Consider the following 21,953-nt stretch of genomic DNA (forward strand, 5'->3'; position numbering starts at 1 on the left):
ATATGACGGTTTACCAATTGTTGCCTGACATAATTAACACTTGGCTTTCCGTACCATACCTGATCTCGTTAAGGAAAATTTCTTTCCCTTCATCCAATGGTATGAGCGAAATGCCTCGGCGTTCATATTCTGTTTCCAATGTCTGTGAAACCATACCTGCACCTTTCCATGGCCCCCAGTTGATCGAAATAACCTTTCCTTTCAAGCGTTTATTCAGTACATTGGCATAGTCATCCAACACACTGTTTGCTGCCGCATAATCTGTCTGACCTTTGTTGCCATAAACAGATGCTATACTTGAAAATAAGACAACGAACTGGCAGTCTGAACGTAGTTGTTCCGCCAATACGCGTAATGGTTTTACTTTGGTATCAAAGACACGTCCAAAAGAACTGGTCGTTTTTTGTTTGAACAGTTTATCTTCCAACAAACCTGCACCATGGATAACACCATCGAGCTGTCCATATTGTTCATAAATCTGGTGGAGCAAGGCCGTTAATCCAGCCTCATCACAGAGATCCAATGATTCATAAACGACAGTGTTTCCTAAACGTTCCATGTCGCGGATCGTCCGAAGGATCTGATTGTTCTTATAGATACGGAGGGTCTCTTTCTCAATTTGTGCTGGTGCATGGAATAGCCCTGATTGAATAAGATGAGCTCTGATCTGTTCCTTGGAGGTCATTGTTTCCAGTTCTTTCGAAATCGGGATGTCTTTTCTTGGATCTGCAGACCTGCCCACAAGGATGTAAGTACAAGGGTAGGAGGCCGACATGTGTTTTACCAATTCAGAGGTGATACCCTGTCCACCACCAAGTACAAGTACAACAGATTTTTGATCCAGTTGGATTTGCACTTCTTCGTTGCCTGTCGACAGTGGTGAAGGAATGATATCGACTGTATGACGTTGATCATTCTTGTAGATAACCTCTACGGTTTTATCGGTTGTCAAGATTTCTTTTAGTGCGATTTCAGCGATCTGATCTGTTTCCTGTGGTGTGCTTAAACTGATCAATCGACAGCTGGTCTGTTCAAACTCACGAGCTAGACTTTTAAACAGTCCAGGGTAACCCTGGTAATGGCGTAAGGCATGTGTATCATTTGTTTTTTCGACATGTGCCGGAATATCGGAGATTAAATAAACCCATTTGGCCCTGTCCAGATCCATTTTTTTGATTAGATCAACTTGATCTATAATATTATGTTGTACTGGTGCTGAAAATATGTCGGAGATAATTAGCCCGTCGAAGACAGCAAGATCATTTTCCGGATTGACCAGTTCAGCGATAGCACCATGTTTTTCGAGCATGGTTTTGATGGCCATCGTCTGTTGCCCATGATCCGGAGCAATGGCAAAACGTTTGCCTTGTAGAATTTCTGTATCTTGTGCCGTTGCATTATCTGCAGGTGTCAGGTCAAAACGAAGTCTGGACAAGAGGCTCTGTTCAGGAGCTGTATCGCTAACTTCGCTAATCCAGGATGCAAGACCGTTAAGGGTTTTAATCGCTGCTAAGGTTTCCATCAGATCTTCGGCATGTTCGAGATCTTCCCCAAAACCAATTTTGGTCTTCAGTTCAGCAATGATTTCCATTCGTTTGATCGAGTCTATGCTCAAATCTGCTTCCAAGTCCAAATCCAATCCCAACATTTCTTTGGGATAACCGGTTTTTTCACTGACGATATCCAGTATTGCTGTTTGTAATTCCGCAAGGGAGAGCATAGACTGATTTGCTGTTGTGGAGGTCGATACTGCTGTTTGAGCGCTTGTTGCTGGCACTGCTGTTGCACCGCTGAATTCTGTTAACCAGGAAACCAGGCCGTTTAAGGTTTTTATGGCAGCCAATTGTTCCATGATTGTATCTTCATTTGCATGATCGAACTTTAGTGTTCCAAGCTCTGTACGCAATGTTCCGATAATTTCGACCCGCTTGATTGAATCAATGCTGAGATCCGCTTCCAGATCCATTTCCATACCCAACATCTCATGTGGATAACCGGTCTTGTCGCTTACTACCTGTAATAATAAAGTTTTAATGTCTTTAGTTGCTGTTTGTACAGCTGTTGCGACAGCGGAATTTTCACTTAGCGTGGGTTGAACGATAATCGGGGTTGACCGATCTGCAGTCACATTTGGTGTGGGACTTGAATAGACCGGCATAGGTGCTACTTGTTGGTTTTGCCCCAAAAAGGAAAGCATGACATCACGTTGCGCCTGGATTAGCATTTTCATGCTGTTTAAATATTCTTGCAGCATACGCTCAGCAGCAGGTTGTGGTTCTGTCGTTGGAGCTATAGGGTTGTTAAGGTTGCTCATTTTAATAGGGCTCACTATTGGCAATGCGCCATTGACAGGTAGCGTTCCTGTCGTTGGATGTGCGGTCTGTCCATTGACACGCCAGATAGTAGGGTTTTTCTTATATAAGTTTGGTTGATCTAGCTGGATTGGTTGAATCTGACGGCCTTCAAAAAGTTTATCAATAGCGAAATTGCGACCAGTTCCCAAATATTGTGCAAGCATACAGAGCAGATGCGTCAATTTGTTACGGTTACTATCTTCTACGTACAGGGTCAGTTGATCTTGTTCAAGACAAGATTTGGTCAGGCCCGTCAGCACTTTACCTGGACCTACCTCAATAAATATCCGTGCGCCATCTGCATACATGGCCTGAAGCTCCTCCACAAAGCGGACAGGTTGAACCAGATGATCAGTCAGTCTTGCTTTTATTTCGGATACCGAAGTAGGATATAAGCTTGTTGTTGTGTTTGACCAGACCGGTAGTTGCATTTCTTGGAAAGGGACATCCTTCAATACATTCGCATAAAGCTCTTTTGATTTAGCGACTAAAGGACTGTGGAAAGCACAGGCAACTTCTAGCTTTTTAGCAGAGACACGTTCCTGTTTTAACAGATCCATAAGTTTCCCGATAGCTTCTGTGTTACCAGCAACAACACATTGTGTCGGAGAATTGTAATTCACCGGATAACAGCCTTCCACACGATTGAGGAGTGCCTTCAACTGTTCCGCATTTGCGTTAATAGCAACCATGGTGCCGGGATCTCCATTTTCTACCGAATCCAGGATGGATTGAGCACGCTTGCTGCTCAGTTCGACTAATTGTTCTTCGTCAAATACACCAGCGAAACACAATGCCGGTAATTCACCGTAGCTATGGCCGGCCAGCATATCCGGGACGATACCCAGTGATTGAAGGAACTTAGCTAAGGCTAAATCAACAATACCCAAAAGAGGTTGTGCGAGACGTGTATCTTTGATGGTTTCCTTTTGTTGTTTTAAAGAATCGGCATCAAACGTAGTTGAAGGAAAGACCACTTTTTCCAGTTCAGGATACTGGGCGATCAGCTTTCGCATTGCTGGAAATACGACAAAGAGATCACGGGCCATATTGATACGTTGACTACCTTGTCCCGGAAATAAGAATGCTGTTTTACCTTCGCGTTTATTGACTATAAAGGTGTCTTTACTTTCAATGCCAGATAACACCAATTCAATTTTCATCATCAGGTCTTCGGCTGTATCGGCAACAATGCTGAGTTGGATCGCTTTTTCAGAAGCAACAGCTAAGCTGTAGGCGATATCTTTTAGCGGGAGACTATCATTGATATCTAAAAGTGCTTTTACCTGACCCAATTGACCCTTAGCTTCGTCGTAGCTGTCGCCACGGAAAACGAATAGTTCTGATGGCCAAGATTGCAATGCGATTGTATTCTCTTCCTGCGGATGATTCGCAATAACAGCGTGGAAATTTGTTCCGCCAAAACCAAAGGCGCTGATGCCAGCATAACGTCTTTTTTCTCCCCATAAACCAGTTTCGGCGTGGAAAGCGAAAGGACTTGTTTGGGCATTATAATATGCATTCGGCTGTTGGAGATGAAGTGTTGGAGGTTTAACACCATGAAATACAGCCAGGGAAGCTTTGATCAAGCCTGCCAATCCTGCAGCACATTTTGTGTGGCCGATCTGGGTTTTGACCGAACCTAAATGCGTTTGTGCCGGTAAGGCACCTGAACGGCTGAATAAATTCGTCAACGCACTCAGTTCTGTTTTATCACCAACCACTGTTCCTGTACCATGCGCTTCAACTAGACCAACGGATGCTGCGCTGATACCCGCTTGGTTATAGGCACGTTCCAGTGCGCGTACCTGACCGATTTTTCGGGGAGCGGTGAGGCCTAGGGCTTTACCATCACTGGACCCACCAACGCCTTTGATAACCGAGTAGATGCGGTCGCCATCGCGTACAGCATCTTCGTAGCGTTTGAGTACCAATATCGCTACCCCCTCACCAAGGGCAATCCCATCCGCGTCGCTGTCAAATGTGGCGCATCGTCCTTTACGTGAGAGTGCATGTGTGCTGGAAAACATCAGGTAATCGTTGATTCCATTATGGAGATCCGCTCCACCCGCAAGCACCATATCCGATTTACCCAGAATAAGCTCCTGACAGGCGAGATCAATCGCAGCAAGGGATGAGGCGCAAGCTGCATCCACCGTGAAATTTCGACCACCAAGATCCAACCTGTTTGTGATCCGACCAGCGATAACATTGGCCAGAATACCTGGGAACGAATCTTCTGTGGTATGAGGTAATGCCTCTTTCACTTCCTCATGAAGTTCTCCAAATACCTGTTTGTAGTATCCTCTAAAGCTATAGCTGTTGGCAAGGTCGTTGCCACCTTCTGCACCGATAATAACGGAAATGTTCTCGCGGTTGATTTGTTTTTCGCCATAACCAGCGTCTTCCATGGCACGCTTTGCTACCAATAGCGTCAACAATTGTGTCGGTTCAATAGCTGCGAGCGATTGCGGTGGAATACCAAAAGCTAAGGGATCAAAATCAATTTTTGGAATAAAACCACCCCATTTTGAGTGTGATACATCTGGACCATCTGCATCGGGTTTGTAATAAATAGCTTTGTTCCACCGTTCGTCAGGAACTTCGGTAACGCTATCTTTTCCAAGGATAATATTGCGCCAAAATTCTTCCAGATTTTTGGCTCCCGGAAAAATACACTCCATTCCGACAATGGCGACATCCAACGGTTTTTCGCTGGAAAGTGGTTCTTCCGGTAATATTGCTTCATGGATATACTGCTGATTGTCGACGCCGACATGTTGATGCAGAGCATCCAGGGAGATCACCTTGTTCTGCATGGTTGCAATCTGGCCGATCATATACATGCCTAGGTCCAGTTGTTCACTTTTAGGGATGTTGACCAGTTTATCTCCTTGACGGTCAATGCCTTTTGCTGCAATACGCAGGCGACCGACGTTTAATTTTTCGAGTTTTTCCCAGACTTCCTTCTTATCTACACCCGCAGTCAATAGCTTGGACTTTTCTCGATTGAAATGTTGTGCAAAAGCGGTATTCAAACAACGGGTTTCGTGCCCCGGTGCTGTCTCCAGGAGGACAGTATCCCTAGCTTGCATGGCTTGCAGCTGAAATTCTTCCTGAATTGCACCTGTACTTACAGCCTCTTGCGTATAAAGATAAGCTGTTCCCATCAATACACCGACTTTTACGCCCCGGGCAGCTAAGGGAGCTACCATGATAGAGACAAATGCTGTTGAGAAAGCATTGTGTATGCCGCCGGCAAAGAAAACGCTGATCTGTTCTGGATGATCCTCTTTTAAGATGCGTTCGATCTGTTTTTCCCAGAGCACGGTACTCGAAAGTGGTCCTACGTGGCCACCGCATTCGCGACCTTCGAAAATGAAATTTTTTGCACCCTCCTTTAGAAACATGTCAAGTAGGGCAGGAGATGGTACGTGTAGAAACGTGGTTATGCCTGCTTTTTCAAATACCTTAGCCTGTGCAGGTCGGCCACCGGCAATCAGGACAACGGGAGGTTTAGCTTCCAGGATATAAGCCGTCTGTTCTTCACGCAATTCCTGTGGGGCAAAGCCTAAGATACCCACTCCCCAAGTCTTGTTTCCGGCAAGCTGTTTGGTTTCCATAACCAAGGTTTTGGCCTGTTCACCACGCAGCAGGGACAGGGCAACAAATGGGAGTGCTCCAGCTTCCGCTACGGCATTAGCAAAAGCAGGGACATCACTGACACGGGTCATGGGACCCTGTGCGATCGGATAACGCAGGCCTAGTTGTTTCGCTAATACATTGTCACGGTCAATCGGTTGTAATGCTTTTGCCTGCTTTAAATGGCCGTACATGGCTTCCTTAAATCCGAAAATAAGCTTTTTCAGTGTCCTGAAATCTTCATAAAGATCGATGGCCAAGGAAATATCTTGTCCCATTGGGATATAACTCGTAGCAGGATTCAGGTCAGTAAAATGCGTTCGGAGTTCGGTCGTGTCAACCTGATCCGATAACACCGGCGAGTTTGGTCGCACCAAGACGCGATGGTTGGCAATGATCTTGGTTTCCGTCCCGTTTAATTTTCCACAGAGCGTTTTGAAGTCCTGGGGAACCGCACTTTCTGGAAACAGCGCAAGTTGGCTATCCAAAACAATTCCAGTAGCACCGAGGGATTTTGCAGCAGCAGCGGTATGCAGACCTATGCCGCCCTGTACCCAAACAGGTATGGACTGAATTTCTTTGATAATTCGTTGGAAGAGTACAAACGTGGATTCATATCCAACGCGTCCTCCAGCTTCATTTCCTTTTATGATAATTCCTTTTGCGTTAAGCTGTTCTGCTTGTATGGCTTCTTCCAGACTGCTTACTTGATACACAATGGACAGGTGCGGAGCCGTGGGTGCTGGGGTACCAAAAGGAAGAATGACGACACTTACTTTCTCCGGAATTTCAAGGGATAGCAGTTTATCATTTGGAAAATAAATTCCATAAGTAAATATAGCAATCTGATCAAGTTGATTCAGTGCTTCCTGAGCGTTGGCTAAGTCGTGTCCCAAACTTAACACGGGAAATGCACCCGCTTGATGGAGTTTGGGCATGAGATTGACGTCAGGCTTTTCAAAAGGCGTTAATCCAATAATGGTTAAATTTTTCATGCATTGATGATCTTGAAAATATAATAGCAGGAGATCCCATAACAAACATCAAAATCGTAGTGGTTCTGATAGGAGGGTTGTTATGGTGGAATAAAAGTAGTTAATTTCTATTATATTTTTAACAATAAAGGTAATTTGATAATGATTTTTTAACAAAAAAGTAGTAAATGCTTGAGTATTATTAACCAAGAGGCTACAAATTTATTTAAATTCAGTTGTGTGTCGTTTTTTAGGTCTGTGTTTCGAAAAAAATAAATATTTCCTTTATGTTTGAATAACTAAAGGGATAATTTTATCTCATAAAGCTTTTTTGGTTGTGTTTTATAATAATAGGTTGTCGTTTTCGATTTCTATATTTATTTGTGTGCGATCCTTCTCGGCCGTTGTGAAGTGAATATAGCGTATGAGCGCTTTGATTATCTTGCTTCCCGCACTACTTTTATATTTAACTATTTAATTAAATATGAATAATAGGTAATATCTTTCAATAGATCAGCTGATTAGTTTTATTTTTACATTTATGCTTGGAAGGAATGCCTAATAAGCGTATATTTGTGCCACACAAAACAAAGGTGATACCTTTTTCGGGGTGTAGCGTAGCCCGGTATCGCGCCACATTTGGGATGTGGAGGTCGTAGGTTCGAATCCTGCCACCCCGACTGAAAAGCTCTAACGAAAGTTAGGGCTTTTTTTGTTTCAAGGCAGGACGAGATCCTGCGTCTTAAGGAGCTATAAGGTTCGATCCAAAGGGTTTAGGGTAGTCTTTGGGCAAGGGGGGACTGAGCCAATACTGCCACCTGACTGAAAAAGTGTGATGTACATAACTTTTTTTCATAGTCAACAACCAATATAATTTTCCATCTTGTTGAACAATACATAATCCACACCGTAGGTTACGAGATTTCACCTTTGGGTGAGCGGTTTATTCAACTGTTAGAAGCCGAGGAATAGCAATTAAAGCTGAAATAAAATAGACCGTTGCGCGATCTTTAATAATGAGGCTGCCTAGATGCAGCCCCATCGTTTTGATCTTCTTTTCTGTAATGCTATAAGGCCTTATTCTGTTTTAGGAACAACTTATAGTTGTCCTGATCTTCGAAATAGGCAACCTGACCTTCATTTCCGATAAGGACGATGTAGGCCTTTGCTTTATCTACTTTTGATCCCGTATGCGGATCTATGGCATAGCGTACGTTCTCATCTTTTGGGATTCTCTCTTTGCAATTTTCGCAACAACCGTAATAGATCTTTCCATCCAAAGGCACTGCCAGTTGCTTTTTGCCCATAAATTCGTCATTGACCATACAGACCATATCCTGTGGGACCTGCTGTCCTTTTTCATAACTAAATTGCTTTTGCGTTGCAACTGGTTCAGCCGGATTGTTGTTTGTGTTTTCAGGACTGCCACAGCTTATTGTCAACATAATTAATAACGCTGAAAATAGCATTGATCTTAAAATTTTCATATATTTTTCTACTTAATAGGTGTTCCTTCTGTGATTTCTTCGTTGGCCATTTTTATCAGCTGGTCGCCCTCCATGAGTTCGCCAAAAACTTCAATTTTATCATTGAGTATTCTTCCCTTTTTTACCGGGATAAACTTTGCGCTTCCAGCGGCGTTTTTGATGACATAGATTCCCATGTTGCCTTCGACTAACGTCGAACGTGGAATAAAGAAAGTTGCTTTGTTATTTTTAAGCTGAACCTTTGCTTCGGCGACCATAAAAGGTTTGAGATCCGGATCGTTATTGACAAAGTCCGCTTCAAACTTTTCAGATCGTAACTTCAGATCCAGCGTACCACTTTTTCGGGTTATTGTTGCTTGGAAGTTTTTCTCAGGAAGTGCCCTTACCGTGAAGTTGACTGTGTCACCTATGGCTACATAAGGAACATGTGCTTCCGGAACAGATAGGTTTAAACGGAGCTTAGACGAATTTTGGACGACAAGCAAAGGTGTTCCACCCAGGGGGCCTACATAGGCGCCGATATCTGTATTTCGTGATGTAATGATGCCACTGAAGGGTGCACGGATAATTAAATACTGATTGATATCCTGTATTTCTGTATAGGCGGCCCGAGCTGCTTTTACACTGGCTTCGTCCGAAAGTTTTTGTGCGGTAATCTGATCCAGAGCATCGCGGGCAATAGCGCCCTTGGTCTGGTTTGCCCGAAACATACGATCGTAATTGGCTTTTGTTGCGGTGTAAATCGCCTCTTGCGAAAGTATCTTGGCTTTTGCATTGACTATTTGAGCCTGCAATTCGGGTGCTTCCAGTACCATTAGTATCTGCCCTTTGCTGACCTGCGAACCAATATCTACATGGATCGTCTTGACATAGCTCTGCACCTTTGCAAATAATGCTGTCTCCTGATCAGGTTTTAGTTCGCCCGCCAGTTGTAGCGGAACAGTAGGATTCATTTTGGCAATCGGGATGGTCATCAAAGGCATGGATCCCATTTTCGCGGCTTTTGGGTTCTCTTTTGCGGCACCGTTGTTCTCTTTTGTATCTTGGTTACATGCGCTAAATAATAGCGCAATTGCTGGTAATATGATTGACTTAAATTTCATAAAGAATTAGATTTTTGTTTTAACAAAATGAATGCTTTCCTCATCTTCAGGATCCAAAGAAGGTGAGATTGTTGTTGCTTTGTGCTGTATCCATACAAATACCAGCGGGAGGACGATCAGTACGGAGAAGGTTGAAAAAAGAAGACCTCCGATAACAGCGCGGCCCAAGGGTGAGACTTGGTCTCCACCTTCACCAAAACCGATAGCCATAGGTAACATCCCCGCAACCATGGCAATAGTTGTCATGATAATGGGCCGGATCCGGAGCTTGGCTGCCTCAATAGCGGAGGTTAATGCATTCTGGTTTTTCAGTCGTATCGATTCCGCATTATTGATTAATAAAACTGCATTGGCGATCGAAACACCAACAGACATAATGAGTCCCATGTAAGACTGTAAGTTGAGTGTCGAACCGGTTAATTTTAATAGCACCAAAGCTCCTAAGATCACAAACGGAACCGTAGAGAGAATAACGAGTGATATCCGAAAGGACTGAAAAGTTGCTGTAAGCATCAAAAAGATAACCACAACGGCAATCAATAGACCTGTGGCGAGATTACTCATCGTCTCATTCAATACAGGTGCCATCCCTGCGACTTCAATATTGATACCTTTTGGTAGCTCGCCCAAAGATGCAATGGCGGTTTGAATGTCCTGTGAAGCCTGTCCCAGATCTTTTTTATGTAGATTTGCGGCAACCGTGGTGTAACCCATTGTTCCTAAATTATAACTTTCACCAAGTTCTTTGGTTGCTGTGATGGTTGCGACATCGCCCAGAACGGGACGGTCTGCATTCTTAGAAAGTGTTAGATTCTCCAGTTCTTCTTTACTGTTTAATATATTTTGTGGTGTTTGAACTTGCACATCGTAGGCAATTCCCATCATTCCACCAACCCAAAAATTCTTATTGGTATAGCGAGTGGATGCGGTAGCGGCTACCAGTGATTTTGCGATATCCTGTGCATCGAGTCCCAGTTGTGCCGCTCTTGTCCGGTCGATATTAATCTGTAAGGCCGGATAATCCATGGATTGGGGGATCTGCTGGTCGCGCAGGTAGTCGATCTCCTTTAGCTTTCCGAGAAGTTTCTGCGCATACATGCGATTCATCTTTTTCATCATCCCTGAGATCCGGATCTCGATAGGTGTATTGGTGCCCTGACTTAGTATTTTCTCGGTAAGTTCAATGGGTTCGAAAGAGAGCTGTATTTCCGGCATCTTTTCATGAAAGTACTTTCTGAGTTCATCCTTTAGTTCATCCGAATTACCATTGAGTTTCTTCAATGCCACCTGCATCAGGGCCTCGTGTGGCCCAGCATTGTATAAATAAATTGGGCTAACGGCGAAAGTGGAAGGGTGCTGACCGATAAAAACCGATGATATGGCGATATTATCAGAGCCGACTTTATCTTTTAAAAGGGTTAGAAATTGTTTTACTTTCCCTTCGGTTACTTCGATACGCGTTCCTTCAGGGGCTTTTATTCGTACCTGAAACTGACGGGAATTGACTGTAGGTAATACATCCTTACCAATTCCTTGATATAAGAAAAAGCATGCTATAAATGTAAAAATCAAACTTAAGCTTACAATTATCTTGTGTTTGGCGACCAAATTTGACAATAGACGCAGGAAGCGCTCACGAAAACGATCAAACCAGTTTTTCTTATGTGCGGGATTATGACATGTTTCGGGATCATGTTTCATCATCCAATTGGCCATCACCGGTACAAAAGTCTGCGACAATAAAAACGAAACAATCATCGAAAATCCGATTGCCAGTGCAAGAGGCATAAACAATGCACCGGGAATACCGGTCATCATAAAGGCAGGAGCAAATACGGCAAGAATACAGAGCATAATCAAAAGTTTCGGAAATGCAATTTCCTTACAAGCATCCCAGATTGCTTGCGCACGTGTTTTCCCGAGGGCAAAATGCTGATGGATATTCTCTATGGTCACTGTACTTTCATCGACCAATATTCCGATGGCCAATGCCAGTCCCGATAAGGACATAATATTGAGGGTCTGTCCAAATAGCTTCAAAAATAAAACGCCAGAAATAATCGAAATGGGAATGGTCATAATTACAATCAGTGCTGCCCTGCGGTCGTTCAGAAATAGAAGCACCATCAGACCGGTCAGGACAGCGCCCAGAATTCCTTCGATAACCAGGCTTTTCAGGGCATTGCTGATATAGACCGACTGGTCAAATTCATACGAAATGCTGACATCGTCAGGCATATTTCGCTGGATTTCGGGCAAGCGTTCTTTAAGTTTATTGACAACATCCAGGGTCGAAGCATTTCCTGCTTTAGCGATGTTAATATAAACCGATCTTTTTCCATCAATCAGGGCATAACCCGTGGCGATATCAGCACCATCTTTTATGGTCGCCACATCACGGATGTATACATTGTCTACCGTGCTTTTAAAGATTGGAATTTCCCCCAGTTCTTCTATTTTCTTTACCGTATTGTTTGTCGGTGTTAGATAGTTTTTGTCACCGATATACACATTTCCGGAAGGCGAGGTGATGTTATTTCTACTGATGGCTTCAACAACCTGCTCCGGCGACAGGTTGTGCGCCCGCAGTTTGTAAGGATCTATGTTTACCTCTATTGTCCGAGGACTTCCGCCAAAAGGTGGCGCTGTCGTCAGTCCGGGTATCTTTATTAAGAATGGTCGGGCACTGAAGTTTGCGATATCCTGTAGTTGATTGTTGGTTTTCGTGTTACTGCGGAAGACCAACTGGCCGACAGGCTGGGAGGAAGCATCAAAACGAATGATGAACGGTGGTGGCGCTCCTGGAGGTAAAAATACCTGGGAACGATTGGATAATGCATTGATGGTTGCGATTGCTTCTCCCATATCAATACCCTCGTAGAAAACAATTTTCATGAGGGTCAATCCCTGGGTATTCTTTGATTCTATACTCTTAATACCATTGGTAAACAGGAGCATGTTGACGTACATTTTGGTGAAATAACCTTCCATCTGCTGTGGGGTATAGCCGTTGAAAGAGTGGGCTACATAAACGACCGGCAGATCCATTTCGGGTAGGATATCTACTTTGACATCTTTGGTCGCTTTGATACCAAAGAATAACAGGCCAATGACAATAACCATGATGGAAATTGGTTTTTGCAAGGCAAATTTGATGATATTCATAAAGGATAGATTTAAGAATGATGAAGGAAAATATTGAAATCACCCTGTGCGGCGGCCAGCAATAGTAATGCCTGCCAAACATTATTCTGCGCAATTTCATAATCGATCTCAGCTCTATTTAAACTATATAATGCCTGGGTATAATCAACCAAGGTTGTCAGGCCATTTTCATACAATGCATTATGCTGTTTGTAAGCAAGACTAGCAGCAGACAATTGAATTTCGGTCTCCTTGAAATTGTCAATGGCATTTTTCAGCTGAGAATCGGCGAGGAGAGACTGCGCCATAAAATCTTTTTTATGTTTTTCATATTCTCTTTGGATCGCCTGGGTATACAATTTTTGCTCCCTGTTCCTGGTATCGAAACGGAAGATATTAGTCAGATTCCAGCTTAACGAAGCTCCAAGCAAATAGTTCGCTCGGTTTATACCGACTCCTTTAAAATAATTTGAAGAGTATGCTGAGTTATCCTGCATATAGTTCCAGTCGAAACCGGTGCCGCGTCCTTGCAGTACGCCGAAAGCGGAAACAGCGGGCATGCGATTGGATTTCAGGATCGCCTCGGTTTGTAAGCTCTCATTGATTTTGCTGTTTTGGAATAGCAGGAATGGATGTTTTTCTACGGAAGCTTCAGGTAGTACTACTGTACTGTTCGGGATGCTGGTATTATAGGTCGTATCGAGTTGATATGTTTTAAAATCATCATTTAACAAGATGGCGAGTTGTTTTGAGTACTCCAGTTCCTTGTCATACGATTTGATCTGTAGGGATTTTGCATTGGAAACTTCCGCTTTGGCCAATTGGGCGTCCACTTCGGCGATTAACCCACTTTCTGCTCGAGCGGTAGTCATTTCATAAAATACCTGTGCGCGGTCCAGATTTTTTTCCTGGACATATTTTATCCGTTGGCTCGCCAGTAGATTCAGATAGGCAGCACTTGTTTTTATTTTGTGCTGAAAGATTTCCTGCACAAGATCGGCCTCGGTTGTCTGTTCCTTTATTGAGCCGAGGAGTACCTGATTTTTGATCCTTCCAAAGGTGTATACATTCCAGTTGATATTGGCAAAATAGAGTGATCCAAATGCGGCATTCCAATTTTGCTCCGCTAGGGGCATGGATGTTGCGCCCGATGCAAGACCGCTATAGGCATACATAGGACCATGTTGGGCATTTATTGTTCCAAAGCTCTGCTGTGCTGCTAAAGTGAGATCTGGGAGATATTGTTGTTTTTGAAAGACAGTATGCTGTTTTGCTGCCGATGCAACAAATTGCTTTGATTTTATCTGGTCATACTGTTCAACGGCACGTGTGAGGGCATCTTTGAGTTTTAAGGTCTGTGAAAAGCCATGTAGACTCATTCCCCAGATTACACCCAATGATGCAATGAGTTTTAATTTCATCGAAAATAAAATTTGTTAGTAGACATCAAGAATTAAGGTGGTACCTGTTTAGGTACCACAAGCTTTTACAAGATGTGTGCTATCAAATTCGATAAGTACAATGCAGGATATAGAGCGGATTGCTCCAGATGGGACTTTTTAAGGATAGATAAGTAAGGTGACTGTCGTTATCGCTATTGACAAAGGATATATCAAATAAGGCTCCCAACAGTTGGTTGGGTATGGCCGAACCCCAAAATTTTACCGAAAAGTCAAAGTGAGATTGCTTTTTTATGCTGTCGTTGAGTTTGACCAGTTTGGACTGATGTTTACAGCAGTCTTTCTTTTTTTCGTTTAATTTCTTGTCCTTTGAAGAACAGATCGGGCAAGGTTTATTGTTGTCAGGGTTTTCTGTATTCGTCCAGCTGTACAGTTTTACAGCTGTTCCTTTGCAAATATGCTGGTACTGTGTAAGACCTAAGGCCAATACCGAATATATTATGGAAAGAAAGATGACGACTAATTTTTTCACCTGTTTTAATTTATCTGTTGAATTGCCTGCAAATTCGTCTGCGTCATAGGTTGCTTGACAAATCGCAATGGCTTCATGTATCAGTGATGCAAATATATTTTTTCTTTTAAAGGGTTATTTGTACAATTTCATCAAAGTTTTATAACATTTCTCCAAGACTAATGCGAGGCAAATTTATCGGAGGTAACTATAGGGGGTGTTAGAGTTTGGTATAATACTTGTAAATGTACCCCAAAAAAATAAATTATGAGCACATTAAAAATGAGTTTTAAGAATTGGATGCTGCTATTGCTTGGAGTAATTGCGGTGGGAATGACTTCTTGCAGTAAGGAAACCGTTGATAATATTGGAAGGGATGCTGCACTGAATATAATCCGGACCGGGAATTGGGAACGCTGGACTAAAACCGTTTCAGGAAATAGTGTTGCTGAGTTAAATGTGACCCGTGAAATGATGGAGCAGGGGGAGACACTTAATTTTGATAAAGATGGTGCATGGCATAAGAAAAAAGATAAATCTGCGGTAGCTTATGACTACAGTATGCCTGATTCAAAAACAATGATTTTTGATGGTGTTGAATATAAAATTCAGGAAAATATTGTTTCTACAGTATCGAAGCTCACACTGGTTAATCAGCAGGGGGCGATTAAAACCACGATGGTAATTAAAAGAAGTTGGTAATCTAGACGAGATCAGATGGTCAGTAGCTAAATCTAAAATCTGCTGACCATTTATTTAAGGACATTTCGTTTGTAAATATATTGTTTATTGGTCTTTTTTAAATTATTTGTCAATATATCAGTTGGTTAAGCGTGTCGTTGAAAATAATTTTGAAAACAACATATTTTTAGTGTACTTTTGTGCCACACAAAACAAAGGTGATACCTTTTTCGGGGTGTAGCGTAGCCCGGTATCGCGCCACATTTGGGATGTGGAGGTCGTAGGTTCGAATCCTGCCACCCCGACTGAGAAGCTCTAACGAAAGTTAGAGCTTTTTTTGTTTCTAGCCGTGGAGAGATTCTGCGACCTCTTAAGTTGATATGAGGTTCGATCCGAAGGAGGCTCAGGGTTGGTGTTTGGGCATTGTGTGGCTGAGCCAATCCTGCCACCCCGACTGAGAAGCTCTAACGAAAGTTAGAGCTTTTTTTGTTTCTAGCCGTGGAGAGATCCTGCGACCTCTTAAGTTGACATGAGGTTCGATCCGGAGGAGGCTCAGGGTCGTGTTTGGGCATTGTGTGGCTGAGCCAATCCTGCCACCCCGACTGAGAAGCTCTAACGAAAGTTAGGTTTTTTTTTGTTTTTAGCTAGGATGAGCCTGCGACCTCGCAGTGTTAAAGAGATTTCCGAATGATAACTTGAGTAGGATTGCGTTCGTTTAAAGTTTTCTTTTGAAGTACAGCCTTAGCTGCCGCTTTTCCCATTGCCCGGAAATCGGTAGATATTACCGTAATTCCCCCCTCAAGGATCTCTTTGACGTCAGTATCATTATAGGAAATAAGGCCTATATCCTCGCCCAATGTAAATCCATGTTTCTTTGCCAATTTGATCAAGGAAACATCATCCGAATCGTAGCGACTAAAGGTGATAAAGGCCGTATGCTTCTTAAAATTTGTCTCATCTACGTCTGGGATAATGTCATAATCGATGCTTGACTCCTCACAGTACCGGACGAAACCTTTGATGACATGTTCGGCATGTAAAGCTTCAGGATGTGCGATCAATATAATTCTTTGATACTTTTGAATATTATTCTGCAATAAGGAAAGGCTATTATAAATATCGTATTCATAGTCCTGATAGATAGCCGTATAATTTCCGGAGAGTCCCAATTGATTGTAGTCGATAATAATCCGTTTGTTCGGAGGGATGAGATTGATGATCGGAGCTGGGTCATCTTTCAGGAATGTAACAATAACAAAATGCGTATAGTTGTTGATGTTTTCGGTGATAATATTGCGAAAGACATTAAAGTTGTGATGATGAAAATAGACGTCGATCGCTGCGGTCCCTTTGGTCTCAACTAATAAAGATTGATAAATCTGTTCGCGCATGGTATTCATTTTATCCAGAAGTAACAGGATGCGATAAGAATGCTCCACCTGTTTTTTCTTTACATAATATCCTTTGCGATAGACAGACTCAATTATCCCTTTTTCGAGTAGATAATTAAGACCTTTCAAGACTGTCTCTTTGCTCATGCCGAGTTGATCCTGCAATTGATTTAAAGAGGGAATACGGTCTCCAATATGTAGGTCATTCTTTTCGATCAATGTATGAATGTGATCTACTAATTGAAGATACTTCATGCGAGACCCGTTGCCTGTTTCGTTTGTAGTGGACATGTGATGAATAGTCATTTACGATAATAGAGTCAAACTTAGATAAACTTGTTTTTATATGCAAGTCTTGATATTATTCAGATAACGGAATAAGTTTGATGATTTTCTCCCCCCTTGAAGATATTCTCAAGAAGAAACTACATCTTTTTTTATTTTTTTTTTGCAGGGGCAAATATAATTTATACTTTTATAAAAACAAACCAGTCTAGACCAGACTAGATTGCAACGGATAACTAATTATAAATACTATTATGACTCTATTTCATTTAAAGGCGGCTCTGCTTTTATTGGGGATTTTTTTTCTAACGTTGTCCTCCTTTGGACAACAGCCCACTTCTGTCAAAGGAAGAGTGATGGATGTAGAAGGGCTTCCTTTGGTCGGAGTTACAGTATCTAATCAGTATAAAACTGTAACAACTTCCACAGACTCATTGGGAAATTTTTCTATATCGCCCATCTCTCAAGGTGAATTATTACTTTTTTCAATGGTTGGCTATGTTACTGTGAAACATGCGGCCAAATTGGATCGTTCCCAGAATATCCAGCTTTCACGAAGCGAACAGATACTCGATGATGTTGTTGTCATCGGCTATGGGACAACAACCAAACGCGATCTAACAGGAGCTGTAGGTCAAGCTAATTTGACAGATATGCGTAAAGCCCCTGTTGCCAATTTCGAGGAAGCCTTAGCCGGTCGGGTGGCAGGTGTTAAGGTAAGTTCAAATGATGGACAGCCAGGAGCGGAACTCAGTATCGTTATTCGGGGTAATAACTCGGTCACACAAGATAACTCTCCACTCTATGTCGTTGATGGATTTCCGGTCGAAACATCTGTTGGGAATACCATTAATCCCGAAGAGATTGAATCTTTGGAGGTGTTGAAGGACGCTTCGGCAACAGCGATTTACGGCGCTAGAGGAGCCAACGGGGTGATTCTTATTACAACCAAAAAAGGTAAAGTTGGAACCCCGGTCATTAACTACAACGGTTGGGTAGGACTCAATCAGATCCTAAAAACGCAAGAACTGCTAAATCCATACGAATTTGTGAAATATCAATTGGAACAGAATCTCACCCTGTATACAAATATATACCTAAAGGATGGTAAAACTCTTGAAGATTATCGCAATATGGAGGGAATCAATTGGCAGGACAAAGTTTTTAGAAAAGCTGTTACCCACAATCATTCTATAGCGATACGTGGGGGGACCGATCGTACACGATATGCAATCTCTGGATCATTATTGGATCAGGATGGGATAGTCCTAAACAGTGGATTTAATAAATATCAAGGAAGAATAGTGCTGGATCAGACTATAAATAACAAATTGAAAGTAGGCTTGAATCTAAACTATACGGCCTTTAAACGGTATGGTACCGTTGTGTCAGAATCTCAGCCTAGCCCGACTGCGAGCCTGATGTATGGGCTCTGGGGGTTTCGGCCAATCACTGGAAATGCGTTGACGGATGCTTCTTTGATAGACGATCTTTTTGATCCGGATATGGACCCGAGCTTAGGTACCGATTTACGGATCAATCCTTATCTAGCTGTGCAGAATGAGTATAATCCCCTGTTCAGTACAAATCTTGTTGCTAATGGTTATCTGGAATATAAATTGGGATCGGAGTTGACGTTTAGGGCAACTGGTGGCTATACCCGTATAAACCAACGACGGGAAGTATTCTTTAACTCAAAATCCAGAGCAGGACATCCCTTTTCAAACAATAAAGTAAATGGTTCTATTTGGAATAATGAAGTCACTAATCTATTAAATGAGAATACTCTGTCCTATGATAAGAAATTTAATGGGGGGCATCGGCTAAAGGCGGTCGTCGGGTTCACTGTGCAAGATGTCCGAAATTATACCAATGGATTTACGTCCATTTTGGTACCCAATGAATCATTAGGTATTAAAGGCCTGGACGAAGGACAGATTACGATGGCGCCAGTGACTGACGCATCCAATGGACTGATATCCTACCTGGGGCGGGTTGATTATAATTATCGATCAAAGTATTTGTTGACATTGTCTTTCAGAAGTGACGGTTCCTCCAAATTCCCGAAATCGAATAGATGGGCCTATTTCCCTTCGGGGTCTTTTGCATGGCGATTGAAAGAGGAAAACTTTTTGAAACCGATCAAGATTATCAGTGATGCGAAATTGCGCGTTGGCATAGGTTCTACCGGAAATAATCGTGTATCAGAGTATGCATCACTAACAGCCTTACAGATGAATCCCGCTTCAGGCTACAGTGTAGGTAACAGTGCCGGTCAGGGAATGGTACCGACGAATCTTGGAAATCCAAACTTAAAATGGGAGACCACCGTTCAAACCAATGTTGGTCTCGACCTCTCCATACTCAAGAATAGAGTGTCCCTTACAACAGATTATTATCACAAGGAGACACGTGACCTATTATTGAATGCAACCTTGGCTCCCAGTATGGGATTCCTGACAGGCTTCAAAAATATCGGTCGGGTATCTAACAGCGGAATCGAATTTACATTGGAGACCAAAAACGTGCAGACTCCAAATTTCTCATGGAGTTCAAGTTTTAATATTGCATTTAATAAAAATAAAGTCCTTGAACTCAATGAAGGAGAGCCGAGTTTGGCAACACGTGTCACCTGGGGAAATTTCAATAATGCATATCCCTATATCGCAATACCCGGACAGCCAATAGCCTTGTTTTATGGGTATCTTTTTGATGGTGTCTATCAGTACGCAGATTTTGATCTCGTCAACGGAAACTATCTGCTAAAAGCGGGGCAACCCAATAACGGAGTCCCCAGAGCAAGCATTAAACCAGGTGATATTCGCTTTAAGGATATCAATGGCGATGGGCAGGTTGACAATTATGACCTGACAATAATAGGCAATCCAAATCCAAAACATATCGGCGGATTTAATAATAACTTCAATTATAAAAACTTCGATCTGAATGTTTTTTTACAATGGAGCTATGGCGGGGATATCTTAAATGCCAATCGCATTGAGTTTGAAGGCGGAGATCCTGTCGCTCGTGGTTTTCTGAATATGTTTGCTTCTTTCGCTGATCGCTGGACGCCAGAAAACCAGACCAACGCACTATATCGTGTCGGCGGTCAGGGGCCAGCTGTTTATTCTTCCAGAACGATTGAGGATGGATCCTATTTGCGACTAAAGACCTTGTCTTTAGGATATACATTCAGTACTGATCAGCTCCGAAGATTACGAATGAAATCCATACGACTCTATGTGGCTGCACAAAATCTAGTTACATGGACAAAATATTCAGGGCTCGATCCCGAAGTGAGCACCCGTCCTGGAGCATTGACCCCTTCGTTTGACTGGTCGGCTTATCCGCGTCCTCGTACGATGACCGTAGGACTTGACATTAATTTTTAAACTAACCTTTGATCAAGATGAAACGCATTTTTATTTTTTCCATATGTATCGCTTGTCTAACCAGTTCATGTTCCAAATTGCTGGATAAAGAACCTGACTTTGTGACCACTGAAAAATATTTTCGAAATGAAAGCGAATTAATGAATAGCCTCAATGGGGTCTATAACAGACTGATCGATACCTATGGGCGGATGTACAGTCGTGGACTTTTCAGTTATCTTGTCGTTAGTGATGAGGCCTATTTCAAGAATATATCAATAAACAATATTCGAGTGATGGTCATGGACGCTGCCGATTTGGACATTACTAGACTATGGGAAACCTTATACGAAGGGATAAATAGGGCAAATCTATTATTGGAAAATGTTGATCGTGTTGAGATGGATATCACCAAAAGAAACGCCATCAAGGGCGAAGCACTCTTTATGCGCGGATATTACTATTATATACTGACCGATTTCTTTGGAAAAGTACCTTTAAAACTGTCCTCTACGCAGTCTCCCAACGACCCTTACCCAGCTCAGGCAACACTGGCGGCTTTGTATACGCAAATTGTGAAAGATATGCAGGAAGCCGAAAACCTGGTTCACGAAAGTGGAGTAGTGGCTAATGAAAGAGTGAGCAAAACAGCCGTCCAGGCCGTACTGGCCCGTGTGTTTTTAAAAATGGCAGGACAGCCTCTCAATGACCACGCTCGCTATCAAAATGTTATCGAATATACGGATAAAGTGATTGCTTCAGGAAAGCATCAGCTGAATCCCAATTATAAGCAAATATTTATCAACCATTCACAAGATATCAATGAACCGAAAGAATGTCTTTGGGAAGTTGGCATGTTTGGAAATAAGATCGGCAACATCGATCAGGCTGGTATGGTTGGTATTGAGAACGGTATAGAATGTCCCGATGAACGTATTGGATATTCGGGCGGAGCAATGCGGATTACAGCCAAATTATACGATTTGTTTGGTCAGAAAGATACGATGCGGCGCGATTGGAGTATTAGCCCCTACCGATTTGTGACTACTGCGGGAGTTACGCAAAAACAATATTATAGTGGAGCTCAACTTTATGATCGAAACCCTGGAAAATGGAGACGGGAATATGAGACTGGTACCAAAGTAAGAAGTGCCAATTCAACCAATTTTCCAATTATAAGGTATAGCGATGTATTACTGATGAAAGCTGAGGCAGAAAATGAGGTCAACGAATCCCCAACTACTGCCGCCTACCAAGCAATCAATCAAGTGCGTAGGAGAGCTTTTGTTAAGGCGTTAAATGAGGTTAATGGAGATAGTGATGCGCCTGGCGGAATGGATAAAATAGCCTTTCTGGACTATATAAAAGACGAGCGCCTGCGCGAATTTTGTTTCGAGGGTATCCGGAGACATGATCTAATTCGTTGGGGAATTTATATACCTACGATGAATGCCTTGGGACGCGATATTTCAGTCAATGCGCCCGCAGCACACCGGTATGGTGGTAATGCTGGCCTGAACACGACGGAGAGAAATGTGCTGTTTCCCATACCAAATACAGAGATAACAATTAATAAACAGATTGTCCAAAATCCAGGTTGGTAAATCTGG

General features: G+C 42.6%; 10 protein-coding genes and 2 tRNA genes. 5 read left to right on the forward strand and 7 right to left on the reverse strand.

Features of this window, described 5'->3' with window-relative positions:
* Window positions 1-10: 10 nt before the first annotated feature.
* Window positions 11-6,991 carry a type I polyketide synthase gene (locus OGI71_RS23875; protein WP_282252475.1) on the reverse strand — a complete coding sequence of 2,327 codons (6,981 nt, stop codon included), beginning with the start codon at window positions 6,989-6,991 and terminating at the stop codon, window positions 11-13.
* A 585-nt stretch (window positions 6,992-7,576) separates the two neighbouring features.
* On the opposite strand from OGI71_RS23875, the gene OGI71_RS23880 reads away from it, so the two are divergent.
* Window positions 7,577-7,650: transfer RNA gene (locus OGI71_RS23880), tRNA-Pro, on the forward strand.
* A 387-nt stretch (window positions 7,651-8,037) separates the two neighbouring features.
* Here the strand turns inward: OGI71_RS23880 and OGI71_RS23885 are convergent.
* From OGI71_RS23885 to OGI71_RS23905, 5 genes are all read right to left on the reverse strand, one after another.
* Window positions 8,038-8,457, reverse strand: a complete 420-nt coding sequence (locus OGI71_RS23885; RefSeq protein ID WP_282252476.1) for a hypothetical protein — start codon at window positions 8,455-8,457, stop codon at window positions 8,038-8,040.
* Between the two features lie 8 nt (window positions 8,458-8,465).
* Window positions 8,466-9,560 carry an efflux RND transporter periplasmic adaptor subunit gene (locus OGI71_RS23890; protein ID WP_282252478.1) on the reverse strand — a complete coding sequence of 365 codons (1,095 nt, stop codon included), beginning with the start codon at window positions 9,558-9,560 and terminating at the stop codon, window positions 8,466-8,468.
* A 6-nt stretch (window positions 9,561-9,566) separates the two neighbouring features.
* Window positions 9,567-12,725 (reverse strand): efflux RND transporter permease subunit, encoded by a 3,159-nt coding sequence (locus tag OGI71_RS23895; RefSeq protein WP_282252480.1) that lies wholly within the window; start codon window positions 12,723-12,725, stop codon window positions 9,567-9,569.
* 11 nt (window positions 12,726-12,736) lie between these two features.
* Window positions 12,737-14,125: a TolC family protein gene (locus OGI71_RS23900; RefSeq protein ID WP_282252482.1), complete on the reverse strand. Its 1,389-nt coding sequence runs from the start codon at window positions 14,123-14,125 to the stop codon at window positions 12,737-12,739.
* 82 nt (window positions 14,126-14,207) lie between these two features.
* Window positions 14,208-14,636, reverse strand: coding sequence for a hypothetical protein (locus OGI71_RS23905; protein ID WP_282252483.1), 429 nt, complete (start codon window positions 14,634-14,636; stop codon window positions 14,208-14,210).
* A 246-nt stretch (window positions 14,637-14,882) separates the two neighbouring features.
* Here OGI71_RS23905 and OGI71_RS23910 point away from each other — a divergent pair, with 246 nt between their 5' ends.
* Window positions 14,883-15,317 carry a hypothetical protein gene (locus OGI71_RS23910; RefSeq protein ID WP_158656154.1) on the forward strand — a complete coding sequence of 145 codons (435 nt, stop codon included), beginning with the start codon at window positions 14,883-14,885 and terminating at the stop codon, window positions 15,315-15,317.
* Between the two features lie 210 nt (window positions 15,318-15,527).
* A tRNA-Pro gene (locus OGI71_RS23915) sits at window positions 15,528-15,601 on the forward strand.
* Window positions 15,602-15,967: 366 nt separating this feature from the next.
* On the opposite strand, the gene OGI71_RS23920 is transcribed toward OGI71_RS23915, so the two are convergent.
* Window positions 15,968-16,978, reverse strand: coding sequence for a substrate-binding domain-containing protein (locus OGI71_RS23920; protein WP_282252484.1), 1,011 nt, complete (start codon window positions 16,976-16,978; stop codon window positions 15,968-15,970).
* A gap of 248 nt (window positions 16,979-17,226) precedes the next feature.
* On the opposite strand from OGI71_RS23920, the gene OGI71_RS23925 reads away from it, so the two are divergent.
* Both OGI71_RS23925 and OGI71_RS23930 read left to right on the forward strand, forming a co-directional pair.
* Window positions 17,227-20,364, forward strand: a complete 3,138-nt coding sequence (locus OGI71_RS23925) for a TonB-dependent receptor (RefSeq protein WP_282252486.1) — start codon at window positions 17,227-17,229, stop codon at window positions 20,362-20,364.
* A 17-nt stretch (window positions 20,365-20,381) separates the two neighbouring features.
* Complete coding sequence (locus OGI71_RS23930) at window positions 20,382-21,947, forward strand: RagB/SusD family nutrient uptake outer membrane protein (RefSeq protein WP_282252488.1); 1,566 nt, start codon at window positions 20,382-20,384, stop codon at window positions 21,945-21,947.
* Window positions 21,948-21,953 lie beyond the last annotated feature (6 nt).

The organism is Sphingobacterium sp. ML3W (assembly GCF_029542085.1).
Classification (GTDB): domain Bacteria; phylum Bacteroidota; class Bacteroidia; order Sphingobacteriales; family Sphingobacteriaceae; genus Sphingobacterium.